Here is a 12,423-nt window from a genome sequence, read left to right as displayed (position 1 = left end):
AACGCTCCGGAGCCGCTAAATGCGGTACGGAGCCCCGGCCCCGGCGCGATAGGCTCGGGTGACGACTTTTCGATGTTCAGGCACACAGTCAGGGAGCGGGTGCAACAGTGTCCGGTGGTGAGGTGGCCGGGATCCTGGTGGCCGTGTTCTGGGCGATCCTGGTGTCCTTCCTCGCCGTCGCGCTGGTGAGGCTGGCCCAGACACTCAGGGCGACCACCAAGCTGGTGGCGGACGTGACCGACCAGGCCGTCCCGCTCCTGGCGGACGCCTCCGCGGCGGTGCGCTCCGCGCAGACGCAGATCGACCGGGTCGACGCCATCGCGTCGGACGTCCAGGAGGTCACGTCGAACGCGTCGGCGCTGTCGACGACCGTCGCCTCCACGTTCGGCGGCCCGTTGGTCAAGGTCGCGGCGTTCGGCTACGGCGTGCGCCGGGCCATCGGAGGCCGTCGAGAGAATGTGCCCGACAAAGCGTCCCGGCGTACCGTGATCGTGGGCCGCACCGTCCCGTCCGCGCGGCGGGGAAAGCGGAAGAAGGACTGACGCAGCGATGTTCCGCCGTACGTTCTGGTTCACCGCAGGCGCAGCCGCGGGTGTATGGGCCACCACCAAGGTCAACCGCAAGCTCAAGAAGCTGACTCCCGAGAGCCTCGCGGCACAGGCCGCCAACAAGGCGATCGACGCGGGTCACCGGCTCAAGGAGTTCGCGCTCGACGTCCGCGACGGGATGGCCCAACGAGAGGCCGAACTCGGCGAGGTGCTCGGTCTGAACGAGCGCCCGGACCCCGAACTGCCCCCGCAGCGCCGTGTCGCCGCGATCGGCGACACCAAGCGGTCCGGCACAGAGCAGCTCGGCAATGGCAAGCAGATCAAGTACATCGAGAACACGACGTACACGTACAACCGGAATGAGGACCACTGATGGAGTCGGCTGAAATCCGCCGCCGCTGGCTGAGCTTCTACGAGGAGCGCGGTCACACCGTCGTCCCTTCGGCGTCGCTCATCGCGGACGACCCGACTCTGCTCCTGGTCCCCGCCGGCATGGTCCCCTTCAAGCCGTACTTCCTCGGCGAGGTCAAGCCGCCGTGGTCGCGCGCCACCAGCGTGCAGAAGTGCGTGCGTACGCCCGACATCGAAGAGGTCGGCAAGACCACCCGGCACGGCACGTTCTTCCAGATGTGCGGCAACTTCTCCTTCGGCGACTACTTCAAGGAAGGCGCCATCACCTACGCCTGGGAGCTGCTCACCTCGCCCCAGGACAAGGGTGGTTACGGGCTCGACCCCGAGCGCCTGTGGATCACGGTCTACCTCGACGACGACGAGGCCGAGTCCATCTGGCGCGACAAGATCGGTGTCCCGGCCGAGCGCATCCAGCGCCTGGGCAAGAAGGACAACTACTGGTCCATGGGCGTCCCGGGTCCCTGCGGCCCGTGTTCCGAGATCAACTACGACCGCGGCCCCGAGTTCGGTGTCGAGGGCGGCCCGGCCGTCAACGACGAGCGCTACGTGGAGATCTGGAACCTGGTCTTCATGCAGTACGAGCGCGGCGAGGGCACCTCGAAGGACGACTTCGAGATCCTCGGCGACCTGCCCAGCAAGAACATCGACACCGGCCTCGGCATGGAACGTCTCGCCATGATTCTGCAGGGTGTGCAGAACATGTACGAGATCGACACCTCCATGGCCGTCATCAACAAGGCCACCGAGCTGACGGGTGTCGAGTACGGCGCCGCCCACGGCTCCGACGTCTCGCTGCGCGTGGTCACCGACCACATGCGCACCTCCGTGATGCTCATCGGCGACGGCGTGAGCCCCGGCAACGAGGGCCGCGGCTATGTGCTGCGCCGCATCATGCGCCGCGCCATCCGCAACATGCGCCTGCTCGGCGCCACCGGACCGGTCGTCAAGGACCTCATCGACGTCGTGATCGCGATGATGGGCCAGCAGTACCCGGAGCTGGTCACCGACCGGCAGCGGATCGAGACCGTGGCCCTCGCCGAGGAGGCCGCCTTCCTCAAGACGCTGAAGGCCGGCACGAACATCCTCGACACGGCCATCACCGACACCAAGGACTCCGGCGGCACGGTCCTCGCCGGCGACAAGGCCTTCCTGCTCCACGACACCTGGGGCTTCCCGATCGACCTCACCCTCGAAATGGCCGCCGAACAGGGCCTCTCCGTGGACGAGGACGGCTTCCGCCGCCTGATGAAGGAGCAGCGGGACAAGGCCAAGGCCGACGCCCGCGCCAAGAAGACCGGCCACGCCGACCTCGGCGCCTACCGTCAGATCGCCGACGCCGCCGGAGAGACCGACTTCATCGGCTACGACCGCACCGAGGCCGAGTCGACGGTCGTCGGCATCCTCGTCGACGGTGTCTCCTCCCCGGCCGCCACCGAGGGCGACGAGGTGGAGATCGTCCTCGACCGCACCCCGTTCTACGCCGAGGGCGGCGGCCAGATCGGTGACACGGGCCGCATCCGCGTCGACACCGGTGCCGTCATCGAGATCCGCGACTGCCAGAAGCCCGTCCCGGGTGTGTACGTCCACAAGGGCGTCGTGCAGGTCGGCGAGGTCACCGTCGGCGCCAAGGCCCAGGCCACCATCGACGTACGCCGTCGCACGGCCATCGCCCGCGCCCACTCGGCCACGCACCTCACGCACCAGGCGCTGCGCGACGCCCTCGGCCCGACGGCCGCCCAGGCCGGTTCCGAGAACCAGCCCGGCCGCTTCCGCTTCGACTTCGGTTCCCCGTCCGCCGTCCCGACGGTCGTGATGACGGACGTCGAGCAGCAGATCAACGAGGTGCTCGCCCGCGACCTGGACGTGCACGCCGAGATCCTGAGCCTCGACGAGGCCAAGAAGCAGGGCGCCATCGCCGAGTTCGGCGAGAAGTACGGCGAGCGCGTCCGCGTCGTGACCATCGGCGACTTCTCCAAGGAGCTGTGCGGCGGCACGCACGTGCACAACACCTCCCAGCTCGGCCTGGTCAAGCTGCTCGGAGAGTCGTCCATCGGCTCCGGGGTGCGGCGCATCGAGGCCCTCGTCGGCGTGGACGCGTACAACTTCCTGGCCCGTGAGCACACGGTCGTCGCCCAGCTCCAGGAGCTGGTCAAGGGCCGCCCCGAGGAGCTTCCGGAGAAGATCTCCGCCATGCTCGGCAAGCTGAAGGACGCCGAGAAGGAGATCGAGAAGTTCCGCGCGGAGAAGGTCCTGCAGGCCGCCGCCGGTCTCGTCGAGTCCGCCAAGGACGTGAACGGCGTCGCCCTGGTCACCGGTCAGGTGCCGGACGGCACCGGCGCCGACGACCTTCGCAGGCTGGTCCTCGACGTGCGCGGCCGGATCCAGGGCGGCCGGGCCGCCGTCGTGGCCCTGTTCACGGTCTCGGGCGGCAAGCCGCTGACGGTCATCGCCACCAACGAGGCCGCCCGCGAGCGCGGTCTGAAGGCCGGCGAGCTGGTCCGCGCCGCCGCCAAGACCCTCGGCGGCGGCGGTGGCGGCAAGCCGGACGTCGCCCAGGGCGGCGGCCAGAACCCCGCCGCCGTCGGCGAGGCCATCGACGCGGTCCAGCGCCTCGTCGCCGAGACGGCCAAGTAAGGGCCGCGGCCATGCGCAGAGGACGTCGGCTCGCGATCGATGTCGGGGACGCCCGGATCGGGGTCGCCTCGTGCGACCCCGACGGGATCCTCGCGACACCGGTGGAGACCGTCCCGGGACGTGACATCCCGGCCGCCCACCGCCGGCTGAGGCAGCTCGTCGAGGAGTACGAGCCGATCGAGGTCGTCGTCGGGCTCCCTCGCTCCCTCAAAGGGGGCGAGGGCCCCGCCGCGGTGAAGGTCCGTGCCTTCGCCCAGGAGCTCGCGGGCGGGATCACTCCCGTTCCGGTGCGGCTCGTGGATGAGAGGATGACCACAGTGACCGCCGGTCAGGGACTGCGCGCCGCGGGCGTGAAATCGAAGAAGGGCCGGTCGGTCATCGACCAGGCGGCCGCCGTCATCATCCTGCAGCAGGCGCTGGAATCCGAACGGGTGTCAGGCAAGTCGCCCGGCGAGGGCGTCGAAGTGGTCATGTGATCGCGATACGGTAACGTTCCGCCCGATGCGGTGGTGTTCGAACAGCCTTCGCACAGTAAAGAGGCGGACGGGAGCCGAGCCACACGAGCCGGCAGCTGCCGGCTCGCGGCCTGTAGGGGATCGATGACTGAGTATGGCCGGGGCCCTGGCTCCGAACCGTGGCATCCGGAGGACCCGTTGTACGGGGACAGCGGATGGGGCGGACAGGCCGCCGACGGCCAGTCCGCCTACGACGGCGGCCAGCCGCAGCACTATCCGCAGCAGCAGGCGCAGCAGGGCGACTGGAGCCAGGGCCAGTACCCGCCGCAGGGCCAGCCGGGGCAGTACCAGGACCAGCAGCAGTACCAGGGGCAGCAGTTTCAGGGTCAGCAGCAGTACGGCGACCAGGGCCAGCAGCAGTACCCGGGCCAGGGGCAGCAGCAGTTCAACGGCCAGAGCCAGCAGCAGTACCCCGGCCAAGGGCAGCAGTACGGCGACCAGGGGCAGCAGCAGTTCAACGGCCAGGGCCAGCAGCAGTACCCGGGGCAGGGGCAGCAGCAATACGGCGACCAGGGACAGCAGCAGTTCAACGGGCAGGGGCAGCAGTACCCCGATGGCGCCCGGAACGCCGGGGCGCAGTCCCAGGTGCCCTACGCGGCCGACCCCGCCGACCCCTACGCCGGCCAGTACACGGGTGAGCAGCCCGACTTCTACGGCACCCCGGACGCCTATCCGCCGCCCGAGCCGCCCGCCCGGCGCCGCGCCGAACCCGAACCGGAGCCCGACTGGGACCCGGGACCGGACCAGGGCGAGCACGCCTTCTTCGCCGGTGGCGACGATGACGACGACCTCGACGACGACGATGACGACCCGAAGGGCCGAAAGGGCCGCGGTGACCGAAAGGGCCGTGGCGGCGGCACGGGCAAGAAGAAGCGCCGCAGCGGCTGCGCCTGCCTGGTGGTCGTCATGGTCTTCGGAGGCGGTCTCGCCGGAGCCGGGTACTTCGGTTATCACTACTACCAGAATCGTTTCGGCTCGGCTCCCGACTTTTCGGGTGAGGGTTCGGGACAGGTCGCCGTCGTGATTTCCAAGGGCGAGGGTGGCTACGTAATCGGCCAGAAGCTCAAGGCGCTCGGTGTCGTCAAGAGCGTGGACGCGTTCGTGTCCGCTCAGGCGGAGAATCCCAAGGGCAAGTCGATTCAGGCGGGTGCCTATCTCCTGCGGAAGGAGATGTCGGCCGCGAGCGCCGTCGAGCTGTTGCTCGACCCCAAGAGCCAGAACAATGTGACCGTGCCTCCCGGTTTCCGTAATGCCCAGGTGTACGCGGCGATCGACAAGAAGCTCGGACTCGCCGACGGCACCACCAGTGGCGTCGCGAAGAAGGAATACAAGAGCCTGGGGCTCCCGAGCTGGGCGAACACCGGCAAGGACATAAAGGACCCGCTGGAAGGGTTCCTCTACCCGCTCACGTATCCCGCCGCCAAGGGCATGAAGCCCGAGACCGTGCTGAAGAGCATGGTCGCGCAGGCCAACAAGAAGTACGTCGCGCTGGGACTCGTGGCGAAGGCGAAGACCCTCAAGCTCGACAATCCTTTGCAGGTGGTCACCGTCGCGAGCCTGGTCCAGGCCGAGGGCAAGACGCACGACGACTACCGGAAGATGGCCGAGGTCATCTACAACCGGCTGAAGCGCACCAACACCGAGACCAATCAGAAGCTGCAGTTCGACTCGACCTTCAATTATTTGAAGGGCCAGAGTAAGATTCACATCAGTGAGTCCGAGATCAACAGCAATCCGGACCCGTACAACACGTATTACCACAGGGGTCTGCCGCCCGGTCCGATCGGTAACCCGGGTGACGACGCCTTCAGGGCGGTGTTCAATCCCACGAAGGACGGCTGGCTGTATTTCGTGGCGACAGACGGTCAGAACAACACCGAATTTGCCAAGACATTGGCCCAATTCGAGAAACTCAAGGACAAGTTCAATGCCAGCTCGGGCGACTGATGCCCGCCGGGCCGCGGTGCTCGGTTCCCCGATCGCCCACTCCCTCTCCCCGGTGCTGCACCGTGCCGCGTACCGCGAACTGGGCCTCGGGGACTGGTCGTACGACCGCTTCGAGGTCGACGAAGAGGCGCTGCCCGGATTCTTCGAGGGCCTTGGACCGGAGTGGGCCGGACTGTCGCTGACCATGCCGCTCAAGCGGGCCGTGATGCCGCTGGTCGACGAGATCAGCGAGACGGCGGCCTCCGTCGAGGCGGTCAACACCGTCGTGTTCACCGAGGACGGTCGGCGCGTCGGCGACAACACCGACATCCCCGGGATGGTCGCCGCGCTGCGTGAGCGGGGGATCGAGCAGGTCGACTCGGCCGCCGTTCTCGGTGCCGGCGCCACCGCCTCCTCCGCGCTGGCCGCCTTGGCGCGGATCTGCACCGGCGAGGTCGTCGCGTACGTCCGCAGCAAGGAGCGGGCCGCCGAGATGCGGCAGTGGGGCGAGCGGCTCGGCATCGAGGTGCGCACCGAGGACTGGGCCGACGCCGAACAGGCGCTGCGGGCGCCGCTGGTGATCGCCACGACCCCGGCGGGGACCACGGACGCGCTGGCCGCCGCCGTCCCGGAGCGCCCCGCGACCCTCTTCGACGTGCTGTACGACCCCTGGCCGACCGACCTCGCGGCGCGCTGGTCGGCGTACGGCGGAGCCGTGGTCGGCGGCCTCGATCTGCTCGTGCACCAGGCGGTGCTCCAGGTCGAGCAGATGACCGGGCGGGCGCCCGCGCCGCTCGGCGCCATGCGCAAGGCGGGCGAACACGCGCTCGCCGCCCGGTAGGCGATCCGGTCGAGGCCGGTGGGGTGCCGTGTCCACGGGCCTCTCTCCGGTGCGGGGCACCCTGTGGTGCGGTGAACCCTGTGGTGCGGTGAACCCTGTGGTGCGGTGAACCCTGACGCAGCCGGGGAGACGGCTGCCGAGACGGCCCGGCACAGGCCCGCTCCGGTGCCCCTGGGGCGTGCACGGGGCCGTGCGCCCCGGCCGGATGCGTCCGCCTGATGGACCTGCGGCCGGTTCCCGGCCCCGGACGTGGGAGGATCGGAGACGGCGGGCCAGGGCCGCGCACCCGGTCGCGCCGTCGCCGTACGCGAGGACGCGTGTACGCAGCAGCAGTACCAGGGCGCGAGCATGAGGAGCACCGTTGAGCAGGTTGCGCTGGCTGACCGCGGGGGAGTCCCACGGTCCCGCACTTGTCGCGACGCTGGAGGGCCTTCCCGCCGGCGTCCCGATCACCACGGAGATGGTGGCGGACCACCTCGCCCGGCGGCGCCTGGGCTATGGACGCGGTGCCCGGATGAAGTTCGAGCGCGACGAGGTCACCTTCCTCGGCGGCGTCCGGCACGGTCTCACCCTCGGCTCCCCGGTCGCCGTCATGGTCGGCAACACCGAGTGGCCCAAGTGGGAGCAGGTCATGGCGGCCGACCCGGTCGCCCCGGAGATCCTCGCCGACCTCGCCCGCAACGCCCCGCTGACCCGCCCCCGGCCCGGCCACGCGGACCTCGCCGGCATGCAGAAGTACGGCTTCGACGAGGCCCGGCCGATCCTGGAGCGCGCCTCCGCCCGCGAGACCGCGGCCCGCGTCGCGCTCGGCGCGGTCGCCCGCTCCTACCTGAAGGAGACGGCCGGGATCGAGATCGTCTCCCACGTCGTCGAACTCGCCGCGGCCAAGGCGCCGTACGGTGTCTACCCGAAGCCCTCCGACGTGGAGAAGCTGGACGCCGACCCGGTGCGCTGCCTCGACGCCGACGCCTCCAAGGCGATGGTCGCCGAGATCGACCAGGCCCACAAGGACGGCGACACGCTCGGCGGCGTCGTCGAGGTGCTCGCGTACGGCGTACCGGTGGGCCTCGGCTCGCACGTGCACTGGGACCGGCGCCTCGACGCACGGCTCGCGGCCGCGCTCATGGGCATCCAGGCCATCAAGGGCGTCGAGGTCGGCGACGGCTTCGACCTGGCCCGCGTGCCCGGCTCCCAGGCCCACGACGAGATCGTCCACACCGAGGACGGCATCCGGCGCACCACCGGCCGCTCCGGCGGCACCGAGGGCGGTCTGACCACCGGCGAACTGCTGCGCGTCCGCGCAGCGATGAAGCCGATCGCCACCGTGCCGCGCGCGCTGGCCACCATCGACGTCGCCACCGGCGAGGCCGCCAAGGCCCACCACCAGCGCTCCGACGTCTGCGCGGTCCCGGCCGCCGGCATCGTCGCCGAAGCCATGGTCGCCCTCGTCCTCGCCGACGCAGTGGGCGAGAAGTTCGGCGGCGACAGCGTCCCGGAGACGCGTCGGAACGTGCGGAGCTACCTCGAGAACCTGGTCATCCGGTGACCGCCCCACGGCTGGTCCTGGTCGGCCCCATGGGGGTCGGCAAGTCCACGGTGGGCGCGCTCGTCGCCGAACGGCTGGGCTGCGCCTACCGGGACACGGACGACGACATCGTGGCCGCCGAGGGCCGCACCATCGCCGACATCTTCGTCGACGAGGGCGAGTCCGCCTTCCGCGCCATCGAGAAGCGGGCGGTGCGCGAGGCACTCGCCGGGCACGACGGTGTGCTGGCGCTGGGCGGCGGTTCGATCCTCGACGAGGACACCCGCGCGCTGCTCGCCGGCCACCAGGTCGTCTACCTCTCGATGGACGTGGAGGAGGCGGTCCAGCGCACCGGCCTGAACGCAGCCCGGCCGCTGCTCGCCGTCAACCCCCGCAGGCAGTGGCGCGAGCTGATGGAGGCACGCCGCCACCTGTACACCGAAGTCGCCCGCGCGGTCGTGGCGACCGACGGCCGTACCCCCCAAGAGGTTGCCCAAGAGGTCCTCGACGCACTGGAGTTGAAGGAAGCATGAGCGAGGCAGTGACCCGCGTCCAGGTCGGCGGCACCGCGGGCACCGACCCCTACGAGGTCCTGATCGGCCGTCAACTCCTCGGTGAGCTCGGCGGGTTGATCGGCGGCAAGGCCAAGCGCGTCGCCGTGATCCACCCCGAGGCGCTCGCCGGCACCGGCGAGGCGCTGCGCGCCGACCTGGCGGAGCAGGGCTTCGAGACCGTCGCCATCCAGGTGCCGAACGCCGAGGAGGCCAAGACCGCCGAGGTCGCGGCCTACTGCTGGAAGGCGCTGGGCCAGTCCGGCTTCACCCGCACCGACGTCATCGTCGGCGTCGGCGGCGGCGCCACCACCGACCTGGCCGGTTTCGTGGCGGCGACCTGGCTGCGCGGGGTGCGCTGGATCGCCGTCCCCACCACCGTGCTCGCCATGGTCGACGCGGCGGTCGGCGGCAAGACCGGCATCAACACCGCCGAGGGCAAGAACCTCGTCGGCGCCTTCCACCCGCCCGCGGGCGTGCTCTGCGACCTGGCCGCGCTCGACTCGCTGCCGGTCAACGACTACGTCTCCGGGCTCGCGGAGATCATCAAGGCCGGCTTCATCGCCGACCCGGTGATTCTGGAGCTCATCGAGTCCGACCCCGAGGCGGCCCGGACGCCCGCGGGCCCGCACACCGCCGAGCTCATCGAGCGCTCCATCAAGGTCAAGGCCGAGGTCGTCTCCGGCGACCTCAAGGAGTCGGGGCTGCGCGAGATCCTCAACTACGGCCACACCCTCGCGCACGCCATCGAGAAGAACGAGCGCTACAAATGGCGGCACGGCGCGGCCGTCTCCGTCGGCATGCACTTCGCCGCCGAACTCGGCCGCCTCGCGGGCCGGCTGGACGACGCGACCGCCGACCGGCACCGCACGATCCTTCAGTCCGTCGGTCTCCCGCTGAGCTACCGCTACGACCAGTGGCCGAAGCTCGTGGAGAACATGAAGGTCGACAAGAAGTCGCGGGGCGACATGCTGCGCTTCATCGTCCTCGACGGGCTGGCCAAACCGACCGTCCTGGAGGGCCCGGATCCGGCCGTCCTGCTCGCCGCGTACGGCGAGGTCGGCGAGTAACGGGCGGCGCCCCGCGCGGCCGTATATTCCGAAGGACCCCTGCTCAACCCGTTTTGCCTCTCCCTCCCGGGCACTTCGCACCGTCCCCGGCCGTTCACACAACGGCGGCCGGGGAAGGTACCGTTCGGTAGCGACGGGACCGGCGTCCCGCCCGCCAGCGCACATCGCCTGTACGAGACGGAGTGGCACCGGATGCAGCACGCAGTGGGGGCTCCGCTGCCGCCGCCCCACCAGCCGGGGCAAGGACGGGCCACCGGATGGTCGCCGGCCGGACAGTACCCGGGGCAGCAGGGTCCCGCGCCCGCTCCGGGTTTCGCCGGAGCGCCGGTGCCGCCCGGCGCCCCACCCACCCAGGCCCCGCAGCATCACCTGCCGCCGCACCAGGTGCCCCCGCAGCCTCCGCAGCACCCATCGGCACAGCCCCCGCAGTACCCGTCTGCGCAGCCCCCGCAGCGCCCTCCCGTCCCGCACGCGCCGGACACCACCGGGCATGTGCAGCTGCCTCCGGGCGTTTCGGTGGCCATGCCGAGCCCGCCGCCCGCCACGGGCGCGCCCGATCCGGCGGCGACCACGCTCGCGATCCTGCTGATCGGCCCCGCGGGCGCCGGGAAGACCAGCGTCGCCAAGTACTGGGCGGACCACCGCCGGGTGCCCACGGCCCACATCAGCCTCGACGACGTACGCGAGTGGGTGCGCTCGGGCTTCGCCGATCCGCAGTCGGGATGGAACGACCATTCCGAGGCGCAGTATCGTCTCGCCCGCCGCACCTGCGGCTTCGCCGCCCGCAACTTCCTGGCCAACGGCATCTCGTGCATCCTCGACGACGCCGTCTTCCCGGACCGCCCGGTCGTCGGCCTCGGCGGCTGGAAGCGGCACGTGGGCCCCGGGCTGCTGCCGGTCGTGCTTCTGCCCGGCCTGGAAGTGGTGCTGGAGCGCAACGCCGAGCGGTCCGGGAACCGCAGGCTCAGCGACGAGGAGGTCGCGCGCATCCACGGCCGGATGGCCGGCTGGTACGGCTCCGGGCTCCCGATCATCGACAACTCGCAGCTCGACGTGGCGGCCACGGCCCGCGTCCTGGACGACGTCCTCGCACGGTCGATCGCCAGCCCGCCGCAGTGGTGAGCGGGCCGCAGGACTGAGCGGGCCCCGCGTCCGCCTGTCCGGGCCCCGAGTCCGCCTGTTCGGGCGCCGGGCTACCCATCCGGCCCTCTGGACCGGCGACATCCGGCCACCACTCGTACGCTCGGTTCATGTCAGAGGTGTACGCGACCCGCAGAGAGCGGCTCCGGGAACGCAGTACGGCGGGCGGCAGCGCGAGTGCGCTGGTGACCCGCCCCGCCAATGTGAGGTATCTCGCCGGGGCGGCGCCGCACGGCTCCGTGCTGCTGCTCGGCAGCAGTGAGGACGTGCTGCTGTGCGGCGGCCCGCCGACCGGTGAGGCCATGGAAGGGCGCCCCGACGAGGCGCTGAACGTGCAGGTGCTGCCGCGAGCCGGCGGTGATCCCGCCGTAGCGGCCGCCGGTATGGCGGCAGGACAGGGTGCCGAGTCCCTCGCGGTCGAGGAACACCACCTGACCGTGACCCGGCACCGCGCCCTCGGCTCGGTCGCTCCGCGGCTGCGGCTGGCCGACCTGGGCGGCGCGGTGGAACAGCTGCGCGTGATCAAGGACGAGGAGGAGATCTCCTGTCTGCGGATCGGCGCCGAGATCGCCGACCAGGCGCTCGGCGAACTCCTCGAATCCATTCTCGTCGGCCGCACGGAACGCCATCTGGCCCTGGAGCTGGAGCGTCGGCTCGTCGACCACGGCGCGGACGGACCGGCCTTCGCGACCTCGGTCGGCGCCGGCCCGAACTCGGGACGGCGCGGCCACCGGCCCACCGACCGGCGCGTCGAGGAGGGTGACTTCCTCTCCGTCTGTCTCGGCGCGACCTATCGCGGCTACCGGTGTGAGATCGGTCGTACGTTCGTGATCGGCACCTCGCCCGCCGACTGGCAGATCGAGCTGTACGACCTGGTCTTCGCCGCCCAGCGCGCCGGACGGGAGGCGCTGGCACCAGGCGCCGCCTACCGCGACGTGGACCGCGCGGCCCGTCAGGTACTGGGCTCCGGGGGCCATACCGAAGGCCTTCCGCCGCTGACGGGGCACGGTGTCGGGCTCGAAATCGACGAGGACCCGCAGCTTGCCCCCGCGGCCATGGGTAAACTGGACGCTTGCGTGCCGGTCACCGTCGAACCGGGGGTCCACCTTCCGGGCCGGGGCGGTGTCAGGATCGATGACACGCTCGTCGTGCGCCCTGAGGCGGACGGCGGACCCGAGCTACTCACCATTACGACCAAGGAGCTGCTCGCGCTCTAGCTCTTCGAGCTGTGCGCCTGCGCCGGGGTCGTCCACGTCAGTCCA

Annotated in this window: 11 protein-coding genes; all 11 read left to right on the top strand. The window is 70.7% G+C overall.

The window, feature by feature from the left end; genetic code table 11:
• Positions 1-107: 107 nt before the first annotated feature.
• The 11 genes from N4G66_RS05310 (at position 108) to N4G66_RS05260 (ending at position 12,378) form a co-directional block, all read left to right on the top strand.
• The gene (locus N4G66_RS05310; protein ID WP_261702773.1) at positions 108-542 is read left to right on the top strand and encodes a DUF948 domain-containing protein; all 435 of its coding nucleotides are present in this window, start codon (positions 108-110) and stop codon (positions 540-542) included.
• 7 nt (positions 543-549) lie between these two features.
• A complete protein-coding gene (locus N4G66_RS05305) occupies positions 550-921 on the top strand; it encodes a DUF6167 family protein (protein ID WP_261702772.1) in 372 nt (123 codons plus the stop codon).
• Positions 921-3,593, top strand: coding sequence for an alanine--tRNA ligase (alaS, locus tag N4G66_RS05300; protein ID WP_261702771.1), 2,673 nt, complete (start codon positions 921-923; stop codon positions 3,591-3,593). The genes N4G66_RS05305 and alaS overlap by 1 nt, the downstream gene beginning before the upstream one ends.
• A gap of 11 nt (positions 3,594-3,604) precedes the next feature.
• The gene (gene ruvX / locus N4G66_RS05295) at positions 3,605-4,069 is read left to right on the top strand and encodes a Holliday junction resolvase RuvX (protein WP_261702770.1); all 465 of its coding nucleotides are present in this window, start codon (positions 3,605-3,607) and stop codon (positions 4,067-4,069) included.
• 123 nt (positions 4,070-4,192) lie between these two features.
• Positions 4,193-6,055 (top strand): endolytic transglycosylase MltG, encoded by a 1,863-nt coding sequence (gene mltG, locus N4G66_RS05290; protein ID WP_261702769.1) that lies wholly within the window; start codon positions 4,193-4,195, stop codon positions 6,053-6,055.
• Positions 6,036-6,875, top strand: a complete 840-nt coding sequence (locus N4G66_RS05285) for a shikimate dehydrogenase (protein WP_261702768.1) — start codon at positions 6,036-6,038, stop codon at positions 6,873-6,875. The genes mltG and N4G66_RS05285 overlap by 20 nt, the downstream gene beginning before the upstream one ends.
• Positions 6,876-7,236: 361 nt before the next feature.
• Entirely contained in the window at positions 7,237-8,421 is a 1,185-nt protein-coding gene (gene aroC / locus N4G66_RS05280; protein WP_261702767.1) for a chorismate synthase, read from the top strand.
• Positions 8,422-8,450: 29 nt separating this feature from the next.
• Positions 8,451-8,933 (top strand): shikimate kinase, encoded by a 483-nt coding sequence (locus N4G66_RS05275; protein ID WP_261702956.1) that lies wholly within the window; start codon positions 8,451-8,453, stop codon positions 8,931-8,933.
• Positions 8,930-10,021 carry a 3-dehydroquinate synthase gene (gene aroB, locus N4G66_RS05270; protein WP_261702766.1) on the top strand — a complete coding sequence of 364 codons (1,092 nt, stop codon included), beginning with the start codon at positions 8,930-8,932 and terminating at the stop codon, positions 10,019-10,021. Before N4G66_RS05275 ends, aroB begins: the two co-directional genes overlap by 4 nt.
• 192 nt (positions 10,022-10,213) lie before the next feature.
• A complete protein-coding gene (locus tag N4G66_RS05265; protein WP_261702765.1) occupies positions 10,214-11,143 on the top strand; it encodes a Pro-rich N-terminal domain-containing protein in 930 nt (309 codons plus the stop codon).
• A gap of 128 nt (positions 11,144-11,271) precedes the next feature.
• A complete protein-coding gene (locus N4G66_RS05260) occupies positions 11,272-12,378 on the top strand; it encodes an aminopeptidase P family protein (RefSeq protein WP_261702764.1) in 1,107 nt (368 codons plus the stop codon).
• The last annotated feature ends 45 nt before the right edge of the window (positions 12,379-12,423 follow it).

This window comes from Streptomyces rhizosphaerihabitans, from assembly GCF_025399795.1.
GTDB lineage: Bacteria > Actinomycetota > Actinomycetes > Streptomycetales > Streptomycetaceae > Streptomyces > Streptomyces rhizosphaerihabitans.
The sequence above is the reverse complement of the archived record's forward strand: the minus strand, read 5'-3'. Positions and strand labels throughout refer to the sequence as shown.